Origin of the sequence: Eikenella corrodens, assembly GCF_900187105.1 — a bacterium.
Classification (GTDB): Bacteria; Pseudomonadota; Gammaproteobacteria; order Burkholderiales; family Neisseriaceae; genus Eikenella; species Eikenella corrodens.
In genome coordinates this window covers 1,646,861-1,671,374 of sequence record NZ_LT906482.1, presented here as the reverse complement: position 1 = coordinate 1,671,374, position 24,514 = coordinate 1,646,861, and the positions used below count along the sequence as shown (strand labels likewise).

Genomic DNA, 24,514 nt, shown 5'->3' with positions numbered 1-24,514 from the left:
TATTGTCAAACGATACAAATAACTGTCGCACTGTAAAGTAAATCATTTATAATCCACTAAACCTATTTGAACAATTGAAAGGAAAGTGGATTATGTCATATTTCAACGAGAATAACTTGGAAAGAATTTACTGGTATTGCTCACTTAATTTAGAAAAGTATTTTGAAGATAAACTGCTCCGTGGCTTTTACAATAAAGAACACGAGTACGTTGCTACTTGGTATGAAAACCGTTTATCGCTAGATAAATCTAAAACACTCGTTGAAGTCACTTTCATTAATTTAACCAAACCTACCTATATCAATAAGGATACTGGCAAAGAATATCAAAGCTTCTTTGTTATTACTCTACCTATCAACTACCTACATAAAGTACCATTCGGAAGTATTTGGAAAAATGGCGAATCGAAATACAAATTCAAGCTGAAAGAGTTCAAAGTTTCCTTTTCAAAGGGTAAAGGATTGACTTATAAGTCACTTTGTTCAGATAAAAAATCTCACCCATTTGAAGCAAGCAAATATGTTCATTCTTCTTTCTTGAATGGTTTTAATGGTGATGGAAATCAGTTGCTGATTATTCATTCCAAAGATGAAGATAAGTACTACATCTTGCATCCGCTACACTTCTTCATGGCTCACTACGGTTATTCGAGCGAGTTAAAACGCATCTTAGTTACAGATAACTGGAATGAAGTTGAGAAGAAGCTACGCCTTAATGAATCCTTTGAAGGGAAAGGCGTGTTCGTACCGAACAATCTTTCCACGAAAGATGCAGTGTTTCTTTATCACTTGAAATATGACGCTTATACGAAGAAGGTGGTGAAAAGCGTAATGGCTAACGTTATTCTCTCCAAAGGTCAAGAAAAACCATACTACCGAATTTCTTGTTGGCATGACCAACCTATCACACTTTCTTTCTACGGTATTGAATTAGGAAATTCAGTGCTTTGCTGCCAAATTACAGGAATTAGCCAACCGCAGGGCGAGCCAATTAATCTTTATTACCGTTCTGCAATAAAAGCAAGTGAAGATGGTAAAGGACAACAAGACCGCGAACCCCAATACAGAACGAGAAAGCAAGAACGAGAACACGAACTTGAAAAACTCGATATTGCATTAGATAATGTAAACAACCTTGTGACAGCTGATGTGATTGAACATTTAAAATTACTTGGCGAAGCACGAGTAATTGACCGTATTCCGCTTGCCCGAGAAACCGAAAAAGGCGGTAAGGTTAAATTATTAAACTACGATGAACCAGAAAATTACGGTGTAGGTGAGAAACAAGGAAAAACAGGTCTTACAGGCATTGCTAACTGTTTCTATGATATTCTAAACACAAATGAAATCGAAGGGAAATCACGTCTTGATACCGTTTGGGAACACGCTAAACGCCTATGTTACGAACAAGACGCTGAAGTCTATTGGTACACACCTAAACTTGGGCTTAACAAAAGTGATAATTTTACGTTAGTCTCATTAGAAAAAATCCTTGATTCTTTAATGCTGCACTATCCAATCGCTGCATTAATATTGAACGTATATGTTCAACAAAGAAAATTCTTTGTACTAAGCTTTCCAGCTCGAAATAAAAAGGATAGGTCTGGCTTTAGTAGCATAGTTTACGAACCAAAAAACATTCAACAATTCTTATTAGGCGAATGTGATGTTTATAGTCGAGATGAGAATCTATTTAAGCTGTTGATTGAGATTATATCAAGTGAAGGCGTAAGTAGTGATTACGTTGATTCCAAAAACGGAAGAATGTCGTTGTTTAGACATGTAGAAGCTAAAAAGACGAATAATAACTGGATTTGGAATGGAATTAAAAAATTACTCTAATAAATAACTAAGATGTAGAAGCCACTAGCACTGTTTACCATTTACCCGCCCTATCTGCCGGCTAAGACCAACTGTCGACAGAAGGCTTCCCAGTCGGCAAGGTGCACAACGTACGTGCCATCCGCCAGCAGGTACACATCGGAGGCACCGGTTTCGCGCCAATAGGCGTAAAACGGCAGCTTGGCGATGTCGGCTTCCGCCACGGTGGATGCATTGCCCAACTCTGCTACGCGAACAACGGGCAGACCGAAATAGCTGTATTGCCCGTCTGCCGCTTGTTTACTGTTGTTGTCGGTTTGATGGCGGTGTTTACCGGTACGGACAAACAGGCGGCAGAACGCGTTCCAATCGTGCAGGAAAACGGCGGTTTGGCCGTCTATCAGGCTTTGTGCTGAACCGATGCTGCTGTCCCGCCAAAACGGGTAGAACGGCAAGGCGGCGATGTGGCGTTCCATAACCACCGGACAATCGCTCTGCCCCGCCGGCCGGATGACCGGCACGCCGAAGTACGCGGTTTCGGGTAGGGTGGGTGCAGGCTGCTTTAAGGCGTTGTGCAGGATGGCGGCTGCTTCGGCAGGGTCGACACCCAAACTGTCTATGGTAGGCTGCACGGTCGCGGGCAGATCGCAAAAGCAGCCTGCACCTTCCGGCAGGAAATACACCGAGTTGTGCGTATGCGCCAACAGCGATTCCCATTGGCTAACGGGCGAGGTGCGGATTCGGCTGCCGGTGGTAAAACGCCCCGAGAAGTCTTGGGCGACCGTGCCGTACACCACGGCGTATTCGGGCTGGTCGGGCGTGTGGTAGCGCGTAAATGTCCAATCGGCGAGCATGCAGAGGAAAACGGTGTAGTCGTGGGAATGGGCGGATCGGATGGGGTTGTCGGTGGGTTTGGACATGGCGTATTTCTTGAAGGGTGGTTTTTAGCTTCGCAGAAACTCAGCCTTGGCTGCGCCAAGACATCGGTCCACTCATTGAAGCTTCTGCGAAGCTCAATTCCCCAAGCCAAGGCTACACCTCAATCAGATACCCGTACCGATAACCGTTGCGCCCGATTTCGTTGGGATAGCCCAAGGGGTTGATGACCACGCGGCAGCCTTGAATATTGGCATCCATCGCTGTGTGCGTGTGTCCGGCAAACCAGTAGGCAAAGCCGGTCAAATCCACATCGTTGATGAAATAGGGATTGAGCGGCGATTCGGCAAACTGCGGGGCGGTGCAGGCTGCATTGGGCGGGAAGTGGGTCAGGACGATGGTGCTGGCCGCACCGCGAAACCGCTGTATCCACGCCCATTCTTCGTTGTACAGGCGGACATAGTCCTCGGGCGTGATGCGCCTCTCGTTTTGGCTGTCGGGTAGGTAATCAAAAATATAGGCGAAATCGGCCACGGAAACCTGCGCCAAATTACAGTTTTGCTCAAACTGTTCGGCGCTGACCTGGTGCTGCCTGAAATTGCTGAACAACGTGCCGCCGACAAAGGTCCGACCGTTGATTTGCACGGTTTTACCCGCGCGCAGATAAGGTTCGTCGCGCAATTGCAGGCGCACATCGCTCATGTTTTCATGATAATAATCGTGGTTGCCCAACACAAAGACATAGGGCTTGCCTGCCTCGTTGCAGGCTGCCTGGAACTGCCGCATGGCGGCCAAGCCGTTGCCGAAATCGCCGGCGTGGGCAATCACATCGGCTTCGGGATGAAGGGCATAGGGGCTGCCGTGAGTGTCGGAAAGGAGCTGGATTTTCATGGAGATGCGGTTTCAGGTAGCCTGTAATGGGAGATGGGAAACTATTTGTTTATATTGTATCATTCCCGTCCCCAACCATTCAGACGAATTACTGCCCGTTTTGACATTAATTATTCACAATATCAGAAAGCCCTCTTATGCCGACACGCACAGTCCAACTCAATTACATCTCCGATATCCACTTGGAATGGCTGTTCGACAAACGCGGGCTGCTGCAAACCGATGTGTTAGACGAAATCTACCGCCCACTGTTCCGCTGCAATAGGCAGCCTGCAACGCAACACAACATCCTGATGATTGCCGGCGATTTGACCGAGGCCAGGAAGTTCCACTATTTCGTGCCGTTTCTGGAAAGCGTGATTGCCGACAACGGCTTTGACCGAGTGCTTTACGTGATGGGCAACCACGAATATTACGGCGACGCGCTGCATAAGGTGGTCGGACGGATTCAGGCGGCTCTGGACGGCAGCCCGATACTGAAGGCGCACATGAGCATCCTGCACAACCAGTGCGCCACGCTCGACAACGGGCGCGTGCAGATTATCGGCGCACCGTTTTGGTATCAGGTGGCGCATGGGGACGAATATGCGGTGGCGCAAAGATTGAGCGACTACCGCTACATCAAGGTCAAACGCGGCAACCGTTACGCCAAACTGTTGTACCGCGATGTGTTGGCGGCACATCATCAAAGCGTATGCTTTATCGAAGACACACTGCGTGCCAGCCCGTCCGGCGTGCAAAACATATTGTTCACCCACCACCCGACCAGCCGCCTGTTCGGTGATGCCGACTTGGGCTACGGTACGGTACTGCCTGCACGGTGGGCAGAGGATGCGGAAATCGGGCTACCTGAAAAGCTTGCGGCCTGCATCCACGGCCATGCCCACCAACACCTGCCCGTGCGTTATACCAACGAATACGGCATTCCGACGGTGAGCAACACCATCGGTTATTATCAGGAAGAGTTTAAGCCCGACAGCCCGGCGGGACAGCAGCAAATCAAAGACGGGCTGCCGTTTTTGATGGTGTGAACCAAGAGACAGATGAGGGGCTAGAAATAAAGATGATTGCCATCCACGTATTCGCATCTCAAGCACAACAATTTCCGAAGTAGAAAGGCCAGTATGTAATAGCGCATAGCTTTCCCACTAAAAATACATAAGTTACACTTCAGGATTTAAGACGAAAATATCTCATCTGACATCATAATATACCAATCTATCAGCTAAATTACCCACTATTCTTAACAAAACCACCGCCAGCCACACAAACAAAATGACTCAGCCAATCCAGCGTATACTGTGGACAATACGCACAATGCCAAAGCAGACAGCGCATAGTGTGCAAGCTTATAAGTAAACACTATACATAGTGTTACTGTATTGTGCATACATTAACTGCTCGAGAATGAATTCCAATATAGTTAGAATTCGAGGGATTCCACGCCCTTCTAATTCGAATATGCATCTATTTTGTTACCGATAGTTTCCAATCTATAAATTAGGAGATCAGCATGAATAAAACAAAATATATTCTTAACATTGCTTGGGACGGGAAACTAGGTGATGCCATCCTTTCTTCACACTTTATTCAACATATCTCTCAAATTCTTTATACGGCATTGTAGAATTGGACGAATCCTATTTCGGTGCCAAACGCATCAGGGGCAAACGCGGGCGCGGTGCGGGTGGGGAAACCATCGTTTTCGGCATTTTGAAACGCGGGGACAAGGTTTATACCGAGATTGTTCCCGATGTTTCCAAAGCAACGCTGCAAAAGGTCATTAGAGGCCGTGTCGGTATCGAGGGTGTCATCAATACCGACGGTTGGCGCGGTTATCAGGGATTGGTTGATATGGGTTTTGCCAAACATTTCAGGGTACATCATGGTGACAATGAGTTTGTTCGCGGTACGCGGCATATTAACGGTATTGAATCTTTTTGGAGCTGCGCCAAGCATCGCTTGGTGCAATTTAACGGGGTGCCGAAACATACGTTTTACCTGCATTTAAAAGAAACCGAGTTCCGCTTCAATCACAGGCATGATGATTTATATAAAATACTGCTGAGAATGTTGCGGGAAAATCCTTTAAAATAAATTTTGCTTCCTAAGCCCCATTATTATTAATGGTCAACAAGAGCCTTTTACTCGCCTTTCACGGGATATAAATGTTAAGAGCAACCCACCTGCTAGGTTAGACCTAAGAGGAAGGACTGTTGGTAAAAGTGCATCTCAAAACCAAATCATGCAGAATGATGTAACCTATTTGCGTTTGATGAATGCAGAAGATATTAGAATCAACCAGCAGCAAGTGAACAGCCAATCGTGCCGGGTGGGGATCTGTCGCCCGGATGTTCAGGGCACTTTACCAGACTCCAAGAGGCGTATTTATGTCGAATACGACCGTACCAGCTCGAACCGTGGAGCCGGACATGCATCAAGGTTGTTAAGCAATGATCCAGATGCTATTGTAATTTTAAAAACCTCGGACTAAGTTATGAATATAAACAAAGATATTTTTCTTGCAAAAGACGGCCACCCAAGCCTAAAACAGTTTTATTTTATTGGAGCGCCATTTGAAAAAGCATTAGAGTTTTATTTGAAAAGACGTATAGATTTAAGCGATTTTTATCAGAACTTAAGACCAAAGTTATCGTATCTTAATGAGGAATATTCCCTTAGTCAGAAATTAGATTTATTGAGCCCACTTGAGATTACTGGATCCTCTAAATATTTACTATTAGAAACTAAGTCTAATTGGTCATTGCTAATAGGTAACAATAAGGAAGGTACAGACTTTTCCTGTGTAGAATACGAAGCAATGTTATGGAAAGTGAAAGCCTTAACTATATATTTGAAACCATATTTTAAGAAAGATGAATTTGGTATAGTTTCATTTTGCTTGTATGATGGAAGTAAGCCGATTTCTCGTCACGAGTGCGAAGCTAGAATCATACAACTTTATAAAGAAACTAGCCGCATTGAATTTTCCGAATATGGTACGCCATTGCCTTTTGAGCAAACAGAAAAATACAACGAAAGATTGAAAAAAAACCGGCTTACGGTAGAAATGGTAGAGGAATACTGCAAACATCTAGGTATTGCATTGTTCGATTTGGACTTCTATCAATCTAAAGCCGCCTTGATTGAAATATTGAGGAATAAATAGTTTATTATTTATAGATATTGATGTTTATTTTTCTGTTTCATACAACTATTGATATGGTGAGTACAGTATAGAAATAGAAGAGGCTACCTGAAAGATTTTCAGGTAGCCCCCTTTCTTTCCCCCTCCCTCTACCACCTCCTCCCCTCCCCAATTACTCCTGTCTCCCGCAACCACGCCATCTGCCTCGCCTTCACCGGGTCTTTCGCTCATACCTTTCTCTTTCTCCCACTCCCGTCTTTAATCGGAATCTGCCCCGTCGTCAGGCAGCGTAGTCTTTTGGCGTAGTGCTGTTTCGCCGTCAGATGGTCGGGTTGCTCTTTGGCCAAGTAATAGGCCGACTGCCTCAGCTTCCAGATCATCTCGGCATCCCGGTGGTCGATTACCTCACCGGCACCTGCTACATCAGCTCGGTTAGCGACGGCATCCTCAACATTGGCGGGCGCACCACCACCACCCAAGAAATCGGCATCCACAGCGACGCCGCCACCGCCCATCAGCAAGCCCAGGCACTGCCCGACCTTGAAGCCGTATTGCAGCGGCAGCAGATCGTCTTCAAAGCCACCGCCGACATCGGCAGCGGCGTGCAAACATTCAGAAGCAGAATGGTCGCAGATGCCGCCAAAGAGCGGCAGGAGCACCGCAAACGCTACGAAGCCGACCTACAAGCCCAAAATGACGACAGCTACGAAGCCTATCTCCAGCTATGCCAACCACAGCGATCCCCTGCTGGGCGGCGGCAGTGCCGTTGCCGCCGAGAAGAGCGCCCAATAGATGGCAGACCCAATGGATGGCAGAACAGTATAACGACGGCGTCAGCTACAATGATCCCGTTACCGGGGAGTTTGATCCCAACAGGCTACCTGAAAACATCAAAGAAGAGATTTGCAGCATCGGCAGCGCCGTAGCTTCCGTGGTGGGTGCGAGCGGAGGAAACGGGTCGTCGTTCAATGCGCAGGTGGCCGGGGTGATTGGGCAGAATGCGGTGGAGAATAATTCACTGCTCGGTGATGATATTCAAAAGTATATTGCCGAAAGAGCTCAAAGAGCCGCACAAGCTGCACGTGAACGATGGCCTAATAAGCCGGCAATCAGCGGCTTCTTTTTAGGGCTTGGGAATGCACTTAATGGAGCCGTCGGGCTTGGTGATGCCTCACTTGAAACTTTAGCAGTAGTTATTCATTGCACGGCTCGTTCGAATTATTGCCAGACAGGCATGGCTAACAACCAAGCTAAAGGTCAAGCCCTGTTAGATATGGCAGACCGGGTGAGAGACGGCAGATTAAGAGCCTCCTTACGGCAATGGGGACACGATTTGCAGTACGACACACCAGAGCAACAGCGCCGAGCAATCGAACAATTGGCAGAAGCATCCACAACATTAGGGCTTGGTGCCGCTTTCGGTCCTAAAGGAGGAGGTTCTGGTGCTAAGGCTGCCGCAGGCCGAACGGCAACAACGGCAGTAAGAACAGCAGCTAGCGAAACTGAAGCAGCAGCGGGTATTGCTAGTAGAAGGGCTATACTTGGGAGAACTGCTGTCGGGGAGCAGAAATTTGCTGCCAGTGGCTCTACTATGGTGTCTAGAAATGCTGCCCGAGGGGCAGAGAGAGCAGCCATTAACCAAAGCAAGACTGCGGCTGCCAATGGCGGTAGCCGTATGCCGGCACATAGCCCTGCATGATTTCCAAGTCCACCCGTATCGGCAGCACCTTGGCATAGTTGGCAAACAGGATGTCGAGAAACGAATTGATGGTGGTGAGATGGTCGCGGTTGAAGCAGTAGGGCTGGGTGAAGAAGCAATTATTGGCAGTATTGGGTTGCCTGGCAGACAACAATACACCTGCAGACCAAGCACCTGAAAAACATTTGCAACCTCTTGCCATAACAGAATAGTTGGGGTAATCTTCACACACCGTGTAGAGTTTATTTACGGTATTCTCAAAAATTTCAATCTGCTTGTTCCTTGGGGGCAAGTGTCAATCTGAACTTACAGAAACTACGGTTTTATGCGCTGATAGATGTCGTGTGGTAGGAAATAATCCTTATCTCCGCTACGGTAGTAGGCTACACCATCAAGCAGTAAAATGCTGTCTTGTTTTGGTTGTTTCACCTCTATACTGTGTAGGCTGTATAGCACTACATAAACCAGTTCCATTTGTTCGTTGTCGGTAAGTTCAAACTTTTTATAGAGTTCGACTAGCCGCTGAAAACAATGCTTTTTAAGCTGTTTAGTCTTAATTTTCTGAATCAGTTTACGGTCAATTTCAAGCTCTCGGTGGTACTTCGATTTTAAATGGTTGATAAAGCCTGTTATAGCTGCTGTTTGACCTGATTTTTCCACAAGATACTGGTTTAGTTGGTCTTGTGTTGGGTAGTCCGTAATCTCGTTAGTACTGATTAAGTCTATCGCAGGCTGCAAGGCTAATCGTACTGATTTAAGTGAAGTTTTACCCTCATCACATTGCCGTTGTAATTTCTGATAATAGCTTGCGATACAAGGTATAGATTCTTTAAGTTTGTTAAAAAGAGCCTGTATGCGTTCTAATTCCACTAAATCGTCCTTTAACGCTTCATCAATGACAACTTGATTCGTATCAAGCAACCAGCGTAATACAGTTAAATTGGCACGTAATCCATTCGGTTTAAAGTGTGTTACCAATTCCGCATAATTAGGAATTTTCTGCCAAATATCATCACAATCAATGAAGAAGAGCATAAAATCCGAGCCTTTATGCAAAGCAACGCCGATACCACATTTTCGCATATACCAGAAAATGAACTTCTTGTAGACGGTTTTAACTGCTTTATTACGCAAGATATGTCCATTCAGGCGAATCATATTGAACAATAAACTTCGTCTTGCACAATCAGGGCAAACATTACCGTAGCCCGATGGCATTTCACCTTTGCATTTCGGGCAAGTTGAAAGTAACTGTTCGTCACATTTCTTGCATAATTGTTTCTCTTGGTTATGAACCTTACGATAACGGCGACAATTCTTACAAGTTGCAAAAGTATATCGGCGATAGCACTGCAAACAGACAGATTCGTTCGTTACTGGTGAACGGTATCTATCGCGTGTCATTTTACCACACTCTGAACATTCTATTTCCTCTCGGAAATAACGAGTGCAAGAACTACATACTGCACCGTAATGACTTATCATACCGATTTCAAACGTACCTGAGGTTTTACCACAGCGCACACAATCCGTTAATTTTTCGCACTCAAGGCAAAGTTCGCCGTCACGGTGAATACGCTTGAGTTGTCCGCATTGCTTACAAGTCTTTTTCTTAAACCATTGAGAATAGCAATTCGCACAATAATATTCCTCTTGGAACTTGCGTGTAACTTGAGCTTTGCCACAAATAGAGCAACTATTTCTCTTTTGAGAGCAAATTTTAGTGATTTTCATGCTGCGATTTTTAACTGTCGTTTTAAGCGTTCCCATTGACGATTTAGACTTAAAACAGAATTGGTCTTAGGTTTATTGGTTACTGTTTTACGGCTTACAGTTTTGCCTTCTGGTGCATATTTAAAGAGTGTATCAAGCTTCGTAGGATACTTTTCAAAGTCGAACGCCTTTTGTGTTATACCGCTTTGTTGAATAGCCTGAATGAAATCCTTACTTGATAAATTTATGATTTTAATCGAGTTTACCAGTAAATTTTTACGTTCTTCAACAGGAAGTTGTTCAAACGCAAGGGCGGTTTTGGTTTGGCATATTTCTGCTTGAGAAATGCCACATTCTTCCACAAATCTTGCAAAAGCGTGAGTGGATTTTGCGAGTGCTACACACCGAACAAAATTGATGAAGTAACGCAATATAGCAAAGTATATTTGTGCATCCACACGTTTTCCAAAACATTCACCTGAATTAGTCATAAACACGTTATCAAGCGTTTCCATTGTTGCGATTTCTATTTCATTAAGTGCTGTTGTAACAACCTGTAATTTCTCACCACATTGATGACAGTAATTTAAGTGTCGTTTTTCTGCGGAAAGCAAATGAGGTTGATACAGTTCGCCACAACAAGGGCATTTAGATTCAAGTAAAACTTGATGTTTCGAACAACCAAAATGCCACGCAAAACGCCATTCATTACGCAAATAAGGTGTTTCCTCTAAGCAACAAGGACAATAAGATTGACCGACACGAAAAGTGCGATTACGCGAACCTCTTGAAATCACCCACTTCGCTTGACCTTTAATAAGGGTGCTTTCGCCATTAATCGGTCTCAATACGGAATAAAGCGAATGGTTGACTAAGTTTACCTGCTGATTCAACGATAACGCCCTAATATCTTCATAAATCTGCGGTGCAATCGGTTCAAACCCTCTATCTAAATCATATATCCATAGTCGCCACTTATCCCAATAAAATCCAGTAAATGTAATCGGCTCAGTACCACAATCTAAGGCGGCACGAATGAGCCACGAACTGATGCTTTCATTGAGGTAAATCGGTGTTCGAATAATCCCTGATTTTATCCGATAATTTTTCGTAAGCCATGCGTTGGTTGTACCCATGAATTATGCTCGATAATATCTAATGTAATTTGCTCTGTTCCTGTCGTAATCGCTTCAACGGCACACGCGGTTAATAAACGATGTACATTCCCTAAATTACCACCTGAAATCGTATGAATTTTTGTCGCTAACTCTGGCGATTGCAGATTAGAGTATTTTTTCAATGGCAAAATACCTTGAAATTGGAAGAGTAATTTTTGAAAATCCTTATCCAATTTCCACGTTGGCAACTCCGCTACATCAAAACGACTAGCGTGCTGCGGATCGGTGTGTAAAACACGGATTGCATCTTTTGTACCTACGCCTACAATCGGAATCTGCAACTCATTACATAGCATCTTAATCGCATTCATCACTTGGCGTTGTAAACGCGGTGTCCCTACAAGCAATGAATGAAATTCGTCAATAATCAGCATTTTCACCTTGTACTCACGGAATAAGTGAATCGTCTGATAACGCAATTTAGCTACGCTATCCGTTGGTCGATATGGAACATAAAAACGCTCCAGTAACGAGATATAAAGCTCTTTTTCATTTGCACTCGGTGGTGCTTCTGCCAAAATAATGGGGCGTATACCGTCCGGCTGGCTGTCCACGAAATGTATGCCGTACAAATCATAAAAGTGTCGAATAAGCGTAGTTTTCCCATTGTTAGAATCACCGACTACCAACAAATTGAACATGCGAGGGCGTTTCGGCTTATTCATTAAGGAAACCAAATTATCAATGATCTTATTTGCAACGGCATAACCTACCCAACGTGGTTCATCTAAAAACTCAATCCGTTCCTGATTGCTTGCAGTCACTAAATGACGGAATTTTTCGTGAACATACTCATATTGTTTTTCCATTATTCAATATCTCCAAACGTGAACTCATTATCTAAAAGCAAGTTAGAAGCAGGTGTTTTGACTGTTTCTGTTGGTTTGCTTTCGGGTAAAGTTGTTGGAATAACTACCTTACTTTTTGCGTGGACTTTCTGCCGTTGAGCTTGTCGTCGTGCTTTTTTCGTGCGTTGTGCCGATTGTTCAACCAAATCACGCATTTCAGTTAACGCATCGTGAATTTGCTGCGAGTGAATCAGTTTTTCATCTTTATCTTTCAAAAACTGGCGAACTTGCTTGTATTCCCAAATACTCATATCGGGTAAAGATTGGTCTGCAAACGGAATAGGGAAATAACGCTTCAACTTCGGATCATAGAACCAAATTTTTCCGATATTACGAGGATCTCGACGGAATAAAAATTCCTTACTTTTACCGTTTTCATCTGAATCGTTGATGTACATATTAAGTGCTACATCGTAATAACGTAAACCATCAATCGTTACACCATTGTGCTGAATAGTCCGTTTTTCACTTGGTAAGAAATCAAGTAATAAGGTCTGTTCATCAACAGGCATTTGCGGATAACCACAACCAACGTGATCTTTATCACCGAAAATACCCAATCGCCATTTTTGAACAGGCGACATACCTAATGCAGAATGAGTCCGTTTGTGATATACATTGACAATATAGTTAATCAACCACGTTTCAAATTCATCTAAAGTCATTACCGCTTCGGCTTCCGATTGATAGGTATCTTTCTCTTTCGTGTTAGAGAATGTTGTCCCACTCAAACCATGAACTTCTTTCATAAACGTACCGATTACACGTTCAATATGTCCGCCAAATTCAGGACGACCAACAGGGCGGAACTCAAGCGCAATGCCGTGTGCCTCACAAGATTTTGATAAATCAAGCGAGCGAAAATCTGCTCCATTATCAACGTGGATTTTATTCGGATAACCAAACACCGCCCATTCACCTTTTACGTTATGATCTAGTAATAGTCGCTCTTTCGGCAAAATGCTGCGAGCAATACACATTGCAACCGATGTTACCGATGGGGCATCAAGAGAAAGATAATACCCGGTAATCATTCGGCTATATACATCCATTGCCAATGTTAAGTAAGGTCTGCCAATCGGCTTGCGATACTGATTATCCACAATAATTAAATCAACAGGCGTATGGTCGATTTGAATGACACTTAAAGGAAAATCTACGTTAGGAAAACTATTCGGCTTCGGAATAAATTTATTTTTCGCTTTTTCTTTCTGCCCACGCTTACGCAATCTTTCTTCTTCTGAAATACGCAAAATACGTTGTCGGATCGTGCGGCGACTTGGGCTATCAAGTCCCTTTTGACTAGCAATACGCTGTATTTCACGGATCGTCTGCTCAATCGTTGGGCGTTGTTTATGCAAGTAAAATTTATTGATGACTGCCGTTATCAACTCATCTTGTTCTTTACTCAAACGAGAGTTGCCTTTAGCCCAACCACGCTTACGATCGACTAAACCAGCTATTGAGCCGAGTGAGTTATATGCTTGAATCCAACGATATAAACTTCGATCACTTACACCTACTTCTTTGGCACGTTCTTTTACTGAGGCAGGACAATGCTGCTCGCAATTCAGTAACGGTTTAATCATTTCATATTTTTCTAACGCTTTTTCCCAGTATTCGTCGCTGATGGCACTTAAATCAACAGAAACATCTTCGCGTTCACTCACTTTCAAATTCTCAAGCTGATGAATACTGGCAATCTTACTTTGGCGAGTATGAAGATTCCGGATCATCACTTGTGCATCTTCATCTAAATACTCAATCAGTTCATATTGTTCACCATCTTCACGATTTACATAAATGTTGCCTTTTTGTAAAATGAGACGGCCGCGCTCTAATCGACCGTGATAGCGAGGATGAATAAATCCTTTAGTCATTTGAATACCCCCAAACTTCGGTAAATTCAGATAATGGTTCAAACCAGTTGCATGTCAGTTGCTTGGTTGCTAATAAGTGATAGATAATTTGTAACCCTTTGGTTCGATAGAGTGAGCCTGTAAAAAGACGAGAAAGCAGAAAATCTATCGTGGTACCACCGTGTAATTTAACTTGAGTAAGTATCGCTCCAATATCTTCAGGATCGCACTGTAATCGTTTGTAACGCTGAACCGCGTTAATGTTAAATAATGCAAGGTGACGAATTCTATCCTCATCATAAACATGAAAAATACATTCGTTCTTTTTGCTGAATGCGATTGCTGCCTTCCATTTTTCTTTCCAATCACGCCAATGTTCCTGCCATTTTGATTTCGGTTTTACTTCAATCAAAAGCGATGGTCGTCCATCATTGAAACGAATAAAGAAATCAGGCGTGTAAGGATAAGTCATTCCATTTTTCACAAATAGAATGCGAACAGGTTGAGAAATGATTTCCTCTACCGCAGGCATATAAGTAAAATAGAGCAAGAGATCACGCTCAAGTGTAGATTCGTAAGGAATGCTTATCCCTTCTTTAAAAGGGAGTAAACCTGATACGCTAAAACGTGTCGGTTTAATCTTACGAACCTGTTGAAAGGTTGGTTCTATTTTCATAAATAATTCGACCTTTATTGGTATCTTCTAATATATCTTGACAGTTATTTGTGGTTTTGTCGCCATTAAATAGTACCTTTTAAGGGTATAAAGATGGGCTAAAGCCTTATTCTACTATTTTGGTCTTTGTCTATTATGACACCTATTTGTAACTTTGACAGCGGTTCCGACCCCAAACCCGGCGAAATTTCCCTAGCGCACAACGGTGTATTGTTTCTCGACGAATTGCCCGAATTCGACCGCAAGGTGCTGGAAATGCTGCGCGAACCGCTGGAGAACGGCCTTATCCACATTTCCCGCGCCAGCCGCCAAGCCACCTATCCCGCCCGCTTCCAGCTGGTCGCCGCCATGAACCCCTGCCCCTGCGGCTACCTCGGCCACCCCGCCAAACCCTGCCGCTGCACGCCCGAAAGTATTGCTCGTTATCGTGGCAAAATTTCCGGCCCGCTCTTAGACAGGATTGATTTGATTATTGAAGTGCCCGCCCTCTCCGCCGCCGAGCTTACCCAAGCCACACCCGGCGAGCCCAGCGCCGCCGTGCGGGAACGCGTGCTGGCCGCTCGCGAACGCCAACAACGGCGGCAAGGCAAAAGCAATGCCTTGCTCAACGTAACCGAGCTGGACGAGCTGGCCGCCATCGAGCCCGAAGCCAAAGCCGCCCTCTCTGCCATGCTGGAAAAACTTTCGCTTTCCGCCCGCAGCTACCACCGCATCCTGCGCATCGCCCGCACCCTGGCCGACTTGGCCGGCAGCGACACCGTAAATCAACGCCACGTCATGCAGGCTGTGAGCTTCCGCCGCACCCCGTCTTAATAAAGACGGCAAACCGTAAGTACACAGCCAGGCGAAGCAACGCAGCATTATTCCCCGTTTAAATTCATTATTTAAAGGAACGGATTTTCAGGTAGCCTTCCCCCATGTCTTACCCAGGCTACCTGAAACCGCCCGTCCGCCTGAAAGAACATGTAAAAAGCTTCCGCCGCAGCAAACGGTTTTGATAAAATGCGGCACCTTTTTAGCAATTCATTTTCCCCATGCAAAACAAACCCTACGGTAAAGGCCTTTCCGGCTTTATATTCGGCCTCCTGCTTGCCACCCTCATCATCGGCGTGGTTTTGTACTTCCTTAACAACACGCCCTCCGGCATCAAACAGCCCGAAGCGCCGAAAACCGAAATCCAGCCCGAAATCCTCACTCCGCGCCAAGAGCGCCAGCCCGAACAGCGACCGAACGATACCACCACCGCCGGTTCCGACAGCGGCCACTATACCCTGCCGCCCGGCGACATCACCGACAAACCTCCTGTAGCCGCCTCCGTGCCGCAGCAGGCCAGCACGCCTGCACAGCGCCAGGAAGAGAAACCCGCGCAGGAAGATAAGCCCGTACAAACCAAACCGCGCGAACCGCAGCGCAAACCCGAACCGGAAGCCAAGCCCACGCCCGAGCAGATTTTGGAAAGCGGCAATGTGGAGCGTGCCCGTGAGCAAGCCCGCCGCCAGCGGCGTGAAGCCGAAGCCAAAGCAGCTCGCGAAGCCGAGGCTAAAGCTGCCGAGCAGCGTGCCCAACGCAATGCCGAAGCGCACAGCGGCGGCAACGGCCGCTATATCGTGCAGATGGGTTCCTACAACAACCCGGAAGCTGCCGACACCCAACGTGCCAAACTCGCCATGCTCGGTGTAAACGCCCGTGTAGCCAGCAGCAAACGCAGCGATGGCCAAACCGTTTACCGTATCCAAAGCGGCCGCCTCAGCCGTGCCGAAGCCCAAGCCCTCAGCGACAAATTGCGCGGCAACGGCATCGACACCCTGACCCGCCAAGCCGATTAACCCGCACGTCATCAAACCTCATATAACGAAAGACCAACATGAAACTGAAAGCCCTACTTCTCTCCGCCCTCACCGTCTTCGCCGTTACCGCCGCCCAAGCCAAAGCTGTGGAAGGCACCGACTACATTGTACGCAGCAATGTGATCAAACCCGTACAACCCAACAAAATCGAAGTAACCGAATTCTTCGGCTATTTCTGCATCCACTGCCAACACCTGGAGCCGACTATCGAACAGCAAAGCAAACGCTTCGCCTCCGACACCGTATTGCGCCAAGAGCACGTGGTGTGGCAGCCTGCCCACCAAACCCTCGCCCGCCTGGCCGCCGCCGTGAAATCCACCGGCCTCTCCCGCCAGGCCAACCAGGCCATCTTCAAAGCCCTGGCGGACGGCGTCGTAACCGACGAAGCCGGCCTGAAAGCCTGGATTCAGCAGCAGCCCTACGGCAGCCGCCTGCTTGCCGCCTATAATAGTCCGCAAGCCGCCGCCGCTGCCCAAACCATGCAGCAAAACACCGTTACCTACAACATCACCAAAACCCCGGTTATCGTAGTGGGCGGCAAATACGAGCTCACTAACTCCCAAAACATGGCCGTGATGCAAGAGCTGATTGAAAAAGTACGCGCCGAACGAGGTATGCCCGCCCCCGCCCCGCGCACCGTAGTGCGCAGCCGCGGTGCAGCCATCGCCGGCCAAGCCAACCGCTAAAGCGGCGCATCAATTTTCAGGTAGCCCGTACTCGGATACAGGCTACCTGAAAAACATTTACCCCACGTTTTAAGAGTTTAACCAATGAACCTGCTCCTCGCCTTCAAAGCCCTCTTCCTCGGCATCATCGAAGGCCTCACCGAATTTCTGCCCATTTCCAGCACCGGCCATCTGATTGTGGCCGGCAGCCTCATCGGCTTCGATGCCGAAAGCCATGCCGTATTCAACATCGCCATCCAACTCGGCGCCATCCTCGCCGTGGTGTACGAATACCGCGCCCGCTTTACCCATGTGATCACCCATATCGGCAAAGACCGGCTGGCCAACCGCTTCGTGCTCAACCTGGCCATCGCCTTCATCCCTGCCGCCGCCATCGGCCTGCTGCTCAACGACTTCATCGAAAAAGTGCTGTTCAACCCCGTGAGCGTGGCTGCGGCGCTGGTGGTGGGCGGCTTTTTGATTTTGTGGATTGAAAAACGGCAAAGCCGCGTGCCGCCGAAAGTGCGCAGCGTGGACGATATGCGCCCGCGCGATGCGCTGGCCGTGGGCCTGTTTCAAATTTTAGCGCTGATCCCCGGCACTTCCCGCTCCGGCAGCACCATCATGGGCAGCATGGTATGGGGGCTCGACCGCAAAACCGCCACCGAATTCTCCTTCTTCCTCGCCGTGCCGATTATGGTAGCCGCCTCCGGCTACAGCATTTTAAAAAACCTCAGCGCCTTTTCCTCGCAAGAGCTCGGCCTCATCGCCATCGGCTTTGCCGCCGCTTTTGCCTCCGGTCTCATCGCCGTAAAAGCCCTGCTGCGTTTTGTGTCCAGCAAAAATTTCGTGCCCTTCGCCTACTACCGCATCATCTTCGGCGGCATCATCCTGCTCACTTGGCTGTGCGGCTGGGTAAATTGGTAGAACACCCAATCAGGCAAGGCTGGCTGAAACAGACTCATTTATCTTTTTCAGGTAGCCTCAGCCCAGCAACAATCAAGGCTACCTGAAAAAAAAACGCAAGTTAAAGCAACGCTAAAACGGCAACGCTATTTTTCAGGTAGCCTCACCCTCAAAAGGCTGCCGCCCACACTAACCATGAAATACAAATCCATTCTCTTCGGCCTAGCCGCCCTCCTCGCCATCCTGTTCGGCCTGTCCTCCTGCGCCAAACAAGCCTTTTACTATCCCGACCATGCCGACTACGGCTCCCCCGCCCAATCCGGCCTACCCTACGAAAACGTCTCCTTCCAAAGCGCCGACGGCACACGCCTGCACGGCTGGTTTGTGCCCGCACGCGGTGTGGTCGATGCCAAGCAAGCCCGCGCCACCATCATCCACTTCCACGGCAACGCGCAAAACCTCACCGCCCACTGGCAGGCCGTGAAATGGCTGCCCGAACACGGCTACAACGTTTTCCTGTTCGACTATCGCGGCTACGGCCAATCCGCAGGCGAGCCCAACCCCGAAGGCCTGTTTGCCGACGGCAACGCCGCGTTGGATTATGTGCGCAGCCGCCCCGATGTAAACCCAGAGCGCCTGCTCGTGTTCGGTCAGAGCTTAGGCGGCACCAACGCCATTGCCGTGGTGGGCGCAGGCAACAAAGCCGGCGTGCGCGCCGTGGCCATCGAATCCACCTTCTCTTCTTATTCCAGCATCGCCAACGACAAACTCCCCGGCGCCGGCATCCTGGTAGGCAACCGCTACAGCGCCCGCCGCTTCGTGGCGCAAATCAGCCCCATCCCCCTGCTGCTGATGCACGGCACCGCCGACCAAGTCATCCCCGCCAAACACTCGCAAATCCTATTCGAGCTCGCCCAAGAGCCCAAACAGCTGATCCTCATCCCTAACGGCACCCACCTCGGCCTCTCCGGCCTGGGTGGCTACGAAACGCAGCTGCTGGATTTCTTCAACCGGCACAGCGAATAAAGCCGGAAAACGCGTATAGCGGCACTCCTGTGATTGCAGCCGGGGAGTGCCGCTATTTTTCTTTTTCAACATTCCGTTTTTTCAGGTAGCCCTTACCGCCGAAATCAGCGTAAAATTGCCCCGGCATTACCCTTTCCGTTTAATTGTTCCACCCGATAAAAAAGGAAGACACCCATGTTTCGGCACGTTGAGTTCTACCCCGGCGACCCCATCCTCGGCCTGATGGAAAAATACAACCAAGACCCGCGCAGCGAGAAAGTAAACCTCGGTGTGGGCGTTTATTACGACGGCGAAGGCCGCCTGCCCGTGCTCGAGTGCGTGAAAACCGTTGAACGCGCCCTTGCCGAGAGCCCGCGCCCGCGCGGCTACCTGCCCATGGAAGGCCTGGCCGCCTACCGCAGCGCCTGCCAAAACCTGCTGTTCGGTGCCAACCATCCCGCCGTGAAAGAAGGCCGCATCGCCACCATCCAATCGCTCGGCGGCTCCGGCGCGCTGCGCGTGGGTGCCGATTTTATCCACGCCTGGTTTCCGCAGGCCAAGTGCTACGTGAGCGACCCAACCTGGGGCAACCACATCGGCATTTTTGAAGGCGCCGGCTTCGAAGTGGGCAAATACCCCTACTATGACCCCGCCACCATCGGCGTGAAATTCGAAGAAATGAAAGCCTTCTTCCGCACGCTCAAGCAACACGACGTAGTGGTGCTGCACCCCTGCTGCCACAACCCCACCGGTGTGGATTTGAGCCGCAGCCAATGGGACGAAATCCTGCAAATCGTGAAAGAAGTCGGCCTCATCCCCTTTATGGACATCGCCTACCAAGGCTTCGCCGAAGACATGGAAAGCGACGTGTACGCCATCCGCCGCGCCGTCGAGCTCGGCCTGTCCGTCTTCATCAGCAACTCCTTCTCCAAAAACCTCTCGCTCTATGGCGAACGCGTGGGCGGCCTCTCCGTGGTGTGCCCCAGCGCCGAAGAAGCCAAGCTCGTGCTCGGCCAGCTCAAATTCACCGTGCGCCGCATCTATTCCAGTCCCCCTACCCACGGCGGCTTTGTGGTAGACGGCGTAATGAACAACGCCACCCTGTTCAAACAATGGGAAGGCGAAGTATACGAAATGCGCGACCGCATCCGCGCCATGCGCCAAAAGCTGCAGGAAGTGCTCAGCGCCAAAGTGCCCGGCCGCGATTTCAGCTATTTCACCAAACAACGCGGCATGTTCAGCTTCACCGGTCTCTCGCCCGAACAGGTAGAACGCCTGCAAAAAGAGTTTGCCGTTTATATGGTGAGCAACGGCCGCATGTGCGTAGCCGGCCTGAACGAGCAGAATATCGACTACGTGGCCAATGCCTTCGCCGAAGTATTGAAATAAACGCAGGCAGGCTTGAATAAGAAGGCTACCTGAAAACGGTGTAGACCGATTTTCAGGTAGCCTTTTCCATCGCAGCCATGTAGGGGGCGTGCGGAACACACGCATGAGGCTTCAGATTATTTGGTAACCGTGTGCGTGAGCTTGCTCACGCACCCTAACCTATGCTAGAACTGGAGAAATCTGGCAAATTCAACCACAAAGATTAAATAAAAGGTGATATTGCTATCATGATAATGATGAAAGAATTAGCAGAAAGAGCTTCTGAGTTTTATTACACCAAACAGCAAATTGACATGCTATTACGAGCATGTCAGGCCAAAATTACAGAGCTAATTCATTCGTTAAAACAGGTTAATATTAACGAATCAAACCATATTTTTGAAGAATTATTTGAGATACAAATAATATTATCAGAGATTAAAAATAAATATTTGTTTGAATTTAATTTCAATGATTTCCTAAATGATTTTATCTATTTTTTTGATAGGCAAGATGAATATAATGTGCATTATTTATATGCCCATTTCCAACAATCTGATGAATTTCCATCTTAGTGAGTAGGTAGGGTTAGCCGCAGGCGTAACCAAACAATAAAGTATGGCATGTTGGGTTTCCCAACCCAACTTACGCGCTGGGTTTTGTAACCCAGTCTACCCGCTACTTTTCAGGTAGCCATAATACCCAAAAAGAGGCTACCTGAAAACGGCACAACGGTTCCCCTCTCCCCAACGCAGCCCAAATCTCACACAAACTCAAAGCGCACATTCTCATACAGCGCGAAATGCAGCGGGTTCAGCACCACCATCGACACCACTTCCGCCTCTCGCTGCAAACTGCCCCAATCTTCTGCCCACACTGCGGCCAGCTGCACGCGCCATCCCTGCCGCACCAGATGCCGGATCACTTCTTGCAAATGCAGGGTTTCCCGCATGGGCGAATGTTCCAACATCTCCGGCGATGTCATTTCCGGCTCGCGAAAACCGTATTCGGTAAACGCGCCGTCACCATAAAAGGAAAAACAGCAGCCGCAACCGCCGTGGCTGTAGCCCGAACCGTCGCCCACCACGTCGTAGTTATGGGCATAGGGCATGGCGGCTGCCCGTACGCCCTGATCGTCAGCCGGCTGGAAGCAGATGCCGCTGCCGTTTTGGGCAAACAAATCGTCCGGGCAATCCGTGCTGAGTAAGACGGTAAAGCACATAGCCAACCTTTCTGATGAAAAATGGGCGTATGATAGCCGAAATTGTAAATACCAACTGCTTTCAGGTAGCCTCAAGCTGCCCAAAGGCTACCTGAAAAAGAAACTTCAAAGAAGTTAAAAATATCGCAACGCTTTTCAAACAACAATCCGCCCCGAAAGCCCTGCCATGCCAGCCATCCGACGCATCTACGGCTACACGCCCTCTGCCGTCCCCGCCATTTTCTGCGACCGCCTCTACCCGCGCGGCATCCGCAAAGAAACCTTCGCCGCCGTGCAGTGGCTCAAAGACATTGCGCCTTCCACCGAGCTGCGCCGCTGGTATCACGCCGCACCGCAAGAGCGTTTCCCCGAATTTGCCGCGCGCTACACCGAAGAGCTGCAAAGCGGCAGCGCCCATGCCACGCTGCTGGCTCTGAAAAAGCAGCTTACTGCCGCGCCGGATACCGTGTTGCTCACCGCCGTGCGCTGCCCGCAGCAGAGCCATCTTTCGGTGTTGGCCGAGGTGTTGGGCTGGGAAAAGGTGGATTGGGGCGAGGGCGCTTGAGGCATTTGAACGGTTTTAACTGCGTTGAAGCTCACACTTTCAGGTAGCCTCAAACACCGCATTCTCGGTAAAATAGAGCTTTCATCCCATTCACACACGCACAGCATGAATATTTTCGACACCGCCCTGCCCGATGTGAAAATCATCGAGCCCGAAGTCCACGGCGACGAGCGCGGCTTCTTTATGGAAACCTTCCGCGACAACTGGTTTCGCGAGCACATCGGCCACCACACTTTCATGCAGGAAAACCACTCCCGCTCCGAGCATGGCGTGCTGCGCGGCCTGCACTATCAAACCGTTTGCCCGCAAGGCAAGCTGGTGCGCGTGGTGGCGGGCAGCGTGTTCGACGTGGCCGTGGATTTGCGCCGCTCCTCGCCCACTTTCGGCCATTGGGTGGGCGCGGTGCTTTCTGCCGAAAACCGCTACCAAATGTGGATTCCGCCCGGCTTCGCCCACGGTTTCTACACCACCGACAGCCACGCCGACATCGTGTATAAATGCACCAATTACTACCAGCCCGACCACGAACACACCCTGTTCTGGCACGACCCCGCCGTGGGCATCGACTGGCCGCTGGCCGCCCCGCCACTGCTTTCCGGCAAAGATGCCGCCGGCAGCCTGCTGGCACAGGCCGTATTGTTCGATTAAAGGCTACCTGAAACCATGAAACTCATCATCCTCGACCGCGACGGCGTGCTCAACCAAGACCGCGACGACTTCGTCAAATCCGAAGACGAATGGATTCCCCTGCCCGGCAGCATGGATGCCGTGGCGCTGTTCAAGCAGGCCGACTACACCGTCGTCATCGCCACCAACCAATCCGGCATCGGCCGCCGCTATTTTTCCATGCAAGACCTCAACGAAATGCACGAAAAAATGCACCGCCTGGCCAACGAAGCCGGCGGCAGCATCGACGGCATCTGGTTTTGCCCGCACACCGACGCCGACCGCTGCTCCTGCCGCAAGCCCAAGCCCGGCATGGTGGAAGACATCCTCAACCGCTTCAACACCGACGCACGCGGCGTGTATCTCGTGGGCGACAGCCTGCGCGATTTGCAAGCCATCGACGCCGTGGGCGGCCTGCCCGTGCTCGTGCTCACCGGCAAAGGCAAGAAAACCCTCGCCGCCGGTGGGCTACCTGAAAACACCCAAGTGTTTGACGATCTGCTTGCCTTCGCCCACCACCTCATCCAAACCGGCGACGAACAGGAGGCCTAATGTTCTCACTCTGGATACGCAACCTCACCTACTGGCTGCTGATGGCCATCATCACGCCGCCCCTGTTCCTCTTGATGCTGCTCACCGCCCCCATCCCAGGTGCCCTCCACACCCTCGCCACCCGCTGGGCGCTGATGCTGATGTGGCTCCTGGAAAACATCGTCGGCCTCAAATACCGCGTGGAAGGCGCAGAAAACATCCCTGCAGGCCCCGCCATTATCTGCTGCAAACACCAATCCGGCTGGGAAACGCTGGCCACGCAGAAAATCTTCCCGCCCCAGGTATTCGTAGCCAAGCGCGAGCTGTTCCGCATTCCCTTCTTCGGCTGGGGGCTCAAGCTCGCCGGCACCATCGGCATCGACCGGCGCAACCCCGGCAAAGCCTCCGCCCAAATCATCGAGCAAGGCAGCAAACGCAAAGCGCAAGGCTATTGGATCACCATTTTCCCCGAAGGCACGCGCATGCCGCCCGGCAGCAAAGGCCGCTACAAAAGCGGTGCCGCCCGTACTGCCCAGCTGCTGGAAATGGACATCGTGCCCGTTGCCCTCAACAGCGGCGAATTTTGGCCAAAAAACTCTTTCCTCAAACATCCCGGTGAAATCAGCGTCATCATTTGCCCGCCGATTAAACACGATTCCGGCAGCATCACCGAGCTCACCGCCGCCATCGAAGAAACCATCGAAAGCCAAATGCCCCGCATCACTGGCCGCGGCCCCTGCTACGGCGGCGCCAAACTGAGCAGCGAACAGCAAGGCAGCGCAGTATGAAGCCGAAGATGGATGGCGATACCATCGGGGCCATCGTCTTCGCCCTGGCCTCCCTTCTCTTCGTGTGGCGTTATCTTGCCGCCGATTTGCGACATAGCGAAATCCGCCCCATTTGGCGGCAGATCCTCATCGGTAGCGGCATTGCCGTCATCATTGCCAGCCTGCTGTATTATTTGGGCATCTTCGGCTAAAACCGCCCTTGGATAAGTTTTCAGGTAGCCTTGAAGGCTACCTGAAAATATTTCTGTGTACTCTGCAGCATGT

25 protein-coding genes and 2 pseudogenes are annotated in these 24,514 nt (G+C 49.2%); 17 read left to right on the top strand and 10 right to left on the bottom strand.

Annotated features, from left to right (window positions below):
* Positions 1-92: 92 nt before the first annotated feature.
* Positions 93-1,841, top strand: coding sequence for a hypothetical protein (locus CKV94_RS08400; RefSeq protein ID WP_003822109.1), 1,749 nt, complete (start codon positions 93-95; stop codon positions 1,839-1,841).
* A gap of 50 nt (positions 1,842-1,891) precedes the next feature.
* On the opposite strand, the gene CKV94_RS08395 is transcribed toward CKV94_RS08400, so the two are convergent.
* Together CKV94_RS08395 and CKV94_RS08390 are read right to left on the bottom strand one after the other, a co-directional pair.
* Positions 1,892-2,674: a hypothetical protein gene (locus CKV94_RS08395; protein ID WP_035579891.1), complete on the bottom strand. Its 783-nt coding sequence runs from the start codon at positions 2,672-2,674 to the stop codon at positions 1,892-1,894.
* A 178-nt stretch (positions 2,675-2,852) separates the two neighbouring features.
* Positions 2,853-3,587 carry a metallophosphoesterase gene (locus CKV94_RS08390; protein WP_003822112.1) on the bottom strand — a complete coding sequence of 245 codons (735 nt, stop codon included), beginning with the start codon at positions 3,585-3,587 and terminating at the stop codon, positions 2,853-2,855.
* Positions 3,588-3,724: 137 nt separating this feature from the next.
* Here CKV94_RS08390 and CKV94_RS08385 point away from each other — a divergent pair, with 137 nt between their 5' ends.
* The 3 genes and pseudogenes from CKV94_RS08385 (at position 3,725) to CKV94_RS08375 (ending at position 6,756) form a co-directional block, all read left to right on the top strand.
* On the top strand, positions 3,725-4,618 hold the full coding sequence (locus tag CKV94_RS08385) for a metallophosphoesterase (RefSeq protein WP_003822113.1): 894 nt from the start codon (positions 3,725-3,727) through the stop codon (positions 4,616-4,618).
* Positions 4,619-5,189: 571 nt separating this feature from the next.
* Positions 5,190-5,684, top strand: a pseudogene (locus CKV94_RS08380) (IS1595 family transposase); the annotation flags it as partial.
* A gap of 400 nt (positions 5,685-6,084) precedes the next feature.
* A complete protein-coding gene (locus CKV94_RS08375) occupies positions 6,085-6,756 on the top strand; it encodes a hypothetical protein (RefSeq protein WP_003822115.1) in 672 nt (223 codons plus the stop codon).
* A gap of 206 nt (positions 6,757-6,962) precedes the next feature.
* Here CKV94_RS08375 and CKV94_RS08370 read toward each other — a convergent pair whose 3' ends face one another.
* Positions 6,963-7,394 carry a hypothetical protein gene (locus CKV94_RS08370; RefSeq protein ID WP_080543223.1) on the bottom strand — a complete coding sequence of 144 codons (432 nt, stop codon included), beginning with the start codon at positions 7,392-7,394 and terminating at the stop codon, positions 6,963-6,965.
* Positions 7,395-7,543: 149 nt separating this feature from the next.
* Here CKV94_RS08370 and CKV94_RS08365 point away from each other — a divergent pair, with 149 nt between their 5' ends.
* The gene (locus CKV94_RS08365; protein ID WP_003822119.1) at positions 7,544-8,434 is read left to right on the top strand and encodes a VENN motif pre-toxin domain-containing protein; all 891 of its coding nucleotides are present in this window, start codon (positions 7,544-7,546) and stop codon (positions 8,432-8,434) included.
* On the opposite strand, the gene CKV94_RS11205 is transcribed toward CKV94_RS08365, so the two are convergent.
* From CKV94_RS11205 to CKV94_RS08340, 6 genes are all read right to left on the bottom strand, one after another.
* Positions 8,370-8,585 (bottom strand): hypothetical protein, encoded by a 216-nt coding sequence (locus CKV94_RS11205; protein ID WP_035579802.1) that lies wholly within the window; start codon positions 8,583-8,585, stop codon positions 8,370-8,372. The two genes, CKV94_RS08365 and CKV94_RS11205, sit on opposite strands and share 65 nt — an antisense overlap.
* Before the next feature lie 164 nt (positions 8,586-8,749).
* A complete protein-coding gene (locus tag CKV94_RS08360) occupies positions 8,750-10,168 on the bottom strand; it encodes a hypothetical protein (RefSeq protein ID WP_197696256.1) in 1,419 nt (472 codons plus the stop codon).
* On the bottom strand, positions 10,165-11,283 hold the full coding sequence (locus CKV94_RS08355) for a TniQ family protein (RefSeq protein WP_035579808.1): 1,119 nt from the start codon (positions 11,281-11,283) through the stop codon (positions 10,165-10,167). Before CKV94_RS08355 ends, CKV94_RS08360 begins: the two co-directional genes overlap by 4 nt.
* Positions 11,241-12,134 (bottom strand): TniB family NTP-binding protein, encoded by an 894-nt coding sequence (locus CKV94_RS08350; protein WP_003822125.1) that lies wholly within the window; start codon positions 12,132-12,134, stop codon positions 11,241-11,243. The genes CKV94_RS08355 and CKV94_RS08350 overlap by 43 nt, the downstream gene beginning before the upstream one ends.
* Entirely contained in the window at positions 12,134-14,053 is a 1,920-nt protein-coding gene (locus CKV94_RS08345) for a Mu transposase C-terminal domain-containing protein (RefSeq protein ID WP_003822127.1), read from the bottom strand. The genes CKV94_RS08350 and CKV94_RS08345 overlap by 1 nt, the downstream gene beginning before the upstream one ends.
* Positions 14,046-14,708 carry a heteromeric transposase endonuclease subunit TnsA gene (locus CKV94_RS08340; RefSeq protein ID WP_003822128.1) on the bottom strand — a complete coding sequence of 221 codons (663 nt, stop codon included), beginning with the start codon at positions 14,706-14,708 and terminating at the stop codon, positions 14,046-14,048. The genes CKV94_RS08345 and CKV94_RS08340 overlap by 8 nt, the downstream gene beginning before the upstream one ends.
* Before the next feature lie 162 nt (positions 14,709-14,870).
* On the opposite strand from CKV94_RS08340, the pseudogene CKV94_RS08335 reads away from it, so the two are divergent.
* From CKV94_RS08335 to CKV94_RS08305, 7 genes and pseudogenes are all read left to right on the top strand, one after another.
* A pseudogene (locus CKV94_RS08335) lies at positions 14,871-15,521 on the top strand (ATP-binding protein); the annotation flags it as partial.
* Between the two features lie 221 nt (positions 15,522-15,742).
* Positions 15,743-16,534 (top strand): SPOR domain-containing protein, encoded by a 792-nt coding sequence (locus CKV94_RS08330; RefSeq protein ID WP_003822130.1) that lies wholly within the window; start codon positions 15,743-15,745, stop codon positions 16,532-16,534.
* Positions 16,535-16,572: 38 nt separating this feature from the next.
* Positions 16,573-17,241 (top strand): thiol:disulfide interchange protein DsbA/DsbL, encoded by a 669-nt coding sequence (locus CKV94_RS08325; protein WP_003822131.1) that lies wholly within the window; start codon positions 16,573-16,575, stop codon positions 17,239-17,241.
* A gap of 84 nt (positions 17,242-17,325) precedes the next feature.
* Complete coding sequence (locus CKV94_RS08320) at positions 17,326-18,147, top strand: undecaprenyl-diphosphate phosphatase (protein ID WP_003822132.1); 822 nt, start codon at positions 17,326-17,328, stop codon at positions 18,145-18,147.
* Positions 18,148-18,321: 174 nt separating this feature from the next.
* Entirely contained in the window at positions 18,322-19,152 is an 831-nt protein-coding gene (locus CKV94_RS08315; protein ID WP_003822133.1) for an alpha/beta hydrolase, read from the top strand.
* Between the two features lie 174 nt (positions 19,153-19,326).
* Complete coding sequence (locus tag CKV94_RS08310) at positions 19,327-20,520, top strand: amino acid aminotransferase (RefSeq protein ID WP_003822134.1); 1,194 nt, start codon at positions 19,327-19,329, stop codon at positions 20,518-20,520.
* A 227-nt stretch (positions 20,521-20,747) separates the two neighbouring features.
* Complete coding sequence (locus tag CKV94_RS08305; RefSeq protein ID WP_003822136.1) at positions 20,748-21,074, top strand: hypothetical protein; 327 nt, start codon at positions 20,748-20,750, stop codon at positions 21,072-21,074.
* A gap of 188 nt (positions 21,075-21,262) precedes the next feature.
* Here the strand turns inward: CKV94_RS08305 and CKV94_RS08300 are convergent, their stop codons facing one another.
* Positions 21,263-21,721: a hypothetical protein gene (locus CKV94_RS08300; protein ID WP_003822138.1), complete on the bottom strand. Its 459-nt coding sequence runs from the start codon at positions 21,719-21,721 to the stop codon at positions 21,263-21,265.
* A gap of 166 nt (positions 21,722-21,887) precedes the next feature.
* Between CKV94_RS08300 and CKV94_RS08295 the strand changes: the two genes are divergently transcribed.
* The 5 genes from CKV94_RS08295 to CKV94_RS08275 all read left to right on the top strand — a co-directional run bounded on the left by CKV94_RS08295 (position 21,888) and on the right by CKV94_RS08275 (position 24,441).
* The gene (locus CKV94_RS08295) at positions 21,888-22,265 is read left to right on the top strand and encodes a DUF488 domain-containing protein (protein WP_003822141.1); all 378 of its coding nucleotides are present in this window, start codon (positions 21,888-21,890) and stop codon (positions 22,263-22,265) included.
* 105 nt (positions 22,266-22,370) lie between these two features.
* Positions 22,371-22,913 carry a dTDP-4-dehydrorhamnose 3,5-epimerase gene (gene rfbC / locus CKV94_RS08290; RefSeq protein ID WP_003822144.1) on the top strand — a complete coding sequence of 181 codons (543 nt, stop codon included), beginning with the start codon at positions 22,371-22,373 and terminating at the stop codon, positions 22,911-22,913.
* A gap of 15 nt (positions 22,914-22,928) precedes the next feature.
* Positions 22,929-23,483, top strand: a complete 555-nt coding sequence (gene gmhB / locus CKV94_RS08285; protein WP_003822145.1) for a D-glycero-beta-D-manno-heptose 1,7-bisphosphate 7-phosphatase — start codon at positions 22,929-22,931, stop codon at positions 23,481-23,483.
* Positions 23,483-24,250, top strand: coding sequence for a lysophospholipid acyltransferase family protein (locus tag CKV94_RS08280; protein WP_003822146.1), 768 nt, complete (start codon positions 23,483-23,485; stop codon positions 24,248-24,250). The genes gmhB and CKV94_RS08280 overlap by 1 nt, the downstream gene beginning before the upstream one ends.
* Positions 24,247-24,441, top strand: a complete 195-nt coding sequence (locus CKV94_RS08275) for a hypothetical protein (protein ID WP_003822147.1) — start codon at positions 24,247-24,249, stop codon at positions 24,439-24,441. Before CKV94_RS08280 ends, CKV94_RS08275 begins: the two co-directional genes overlap by 4 nt.
* The last annotated feature ends 73 nt before the right edge of the window (positions 24,442-24,514 follow it).

Coding starts and splice junctions, on each gene's coding strand:
- CKV94_RS08400 (WP_003822109.1), top strand. CDS start 93: ATGTCATATTTCAACGAGAATAACTTGGAAAGAATTTACTGGTATTGC.
- CKV94_RS08395 (WP_035579891.1), bottom strand. CDS start 2,674: ATGCTCGCCGATTGGACATTTACGCGCTACCACACGCCCGACCAGCCC.
- CKV94_RS08390 (WP_003822112.1), bottom strand. CDS start 3,587: ATGAAAATCCAGCTCCTTTCCGACACTCACGGCAGCCCCTATGCCCTT.
- CKV94_RS08385 (WP_003822113.1), top strand. CDS start 3,725: ATGCCGACACGCACAGTCCAACTCAATTACATCTCCGATATCCACTTG.
- CKV94_RS08375 (WP_003822115.1), top strand. CDS start 6,085: ATGAATATAAACAAAGATATTTTTCTTGCAAAAGACGGCCACCCAAGC.
- CKV94_RS08365 (WP_003822119.1), top strand. CDS start 7,544: ATGGCAGAACAGTATAACGACGGCGTCAGCTACAATGATCCCGTTACC.
- CKV94_RS08360 (WP_197696256.1), bottom strand. CDS start 10,168: ATGAAAATCACTAAAATTTGCTCTCAAAAGAGAAATAGTTGCTCTATT.
- CKV94_RS08355 (WP_035579808.1), bottom strand. CDS start 11,283: ATGGGTACAACCAACGCATGGCTTACGAAAAATTATCGGATAAAATCA.
- CKV94_RS08350 (WP_003822125.1), bottom strand. CDS start 12,134: ATGGAAAAACAATATGAGTATGTTCACGAAAAATTCCGTCATTTAGTG.
- CKV94_RS08345 (WP_003822127.1), bottom strand. CDS start 14,053: ATGACTAAAGGATTTATTCATCCTCGCTATCACGGTCGATTAGAGCGC.
- CKV94_RS08340 (WP_003822128.1), bottom strand. CDS start 14,708: ATGAAAATAGAACCAACCTTTCAACAGGTTCGTAAGATTAAACCGACA.
- CKV94_RS08330 (WP_003822130.1), top strand. CDS start 15,743: ATGCAAAACAAACCCTACGGTAAAGGCCTTTCCGGCTTTATATTCGGC.
- CKV94_RS08325 (WP_003822131.1), top strand. CDS start 16,573: ATGAAACTGAAAGCCCTACTTCTCTCCGCCCTCACCGTCTTCGCCGTT.
- CKV94_RS08320 (WP_003822132.1), top strand. CDS start 17,326: ATGAACCTGCTCCTCGCCTTCAAAGCCCTCTTCCTCGGCATCATCGAA.
- CKV94_RS08315 (WP_003822133.1), top strand. CDS start 18,322: ATGAAATACAAATCCATTCTCTTCGGCCTAGCCGCCCTCCTCGCCATC.
- CKV94_RS08310 (WP_003822134.1), top strand. CDS start 19,327: ATGTTTCGGCACGTTGAGTTCTACCCCGGCGACCCCATCCTCGGCCTG.
- CKV94_RS08305 (WP_003822136.1), top strand. CDS start 20,748: ATGATAATGATGAAAGAATTAGCAGAAAGAGCTTCTGAGTTTTATTAC.
- CKV94_RS08300 (WP_003822138.1), bottom strand. CDS start 21,721: ATGTGCTTTACCGTCTTACTCAGCACGGATTGCCCGGACGATTTGTTT.
- CKV94_RS08295 (WP_003822141.1), top strand. CDS start 21,888: ATGCCAGCCATCCGACGCATCTACGGCTACACGCCCTCTGCCGTCCCC.
- rfbC (WP_003822144.1), top strand. CDS start 22,371: ATGAATATTTTCGACACCGCCCTGCCCGATGTGAAAATCATCGAGCCC.
- gmhB (WP_003822145.1), top strand. CDS start 22,929: ATGAAACTCATCATCCTCGACCGCGACGGCGTGCTCAACCAAGACCGC.
- CKV94_RS08280 (WP_003822146.1), top strand. CDS start 23,483: ATGTTCTCACTCTGGATACGCAACCTCACCTACTGGCTGCTGATGGCC.
- CKV94_RS08275 (WP_003822147.1), top strand. CDS start 24,247: ATGAAGCCGAAGATGGATGGCGATACCATCGGGGCCATCGTCTTCGCC.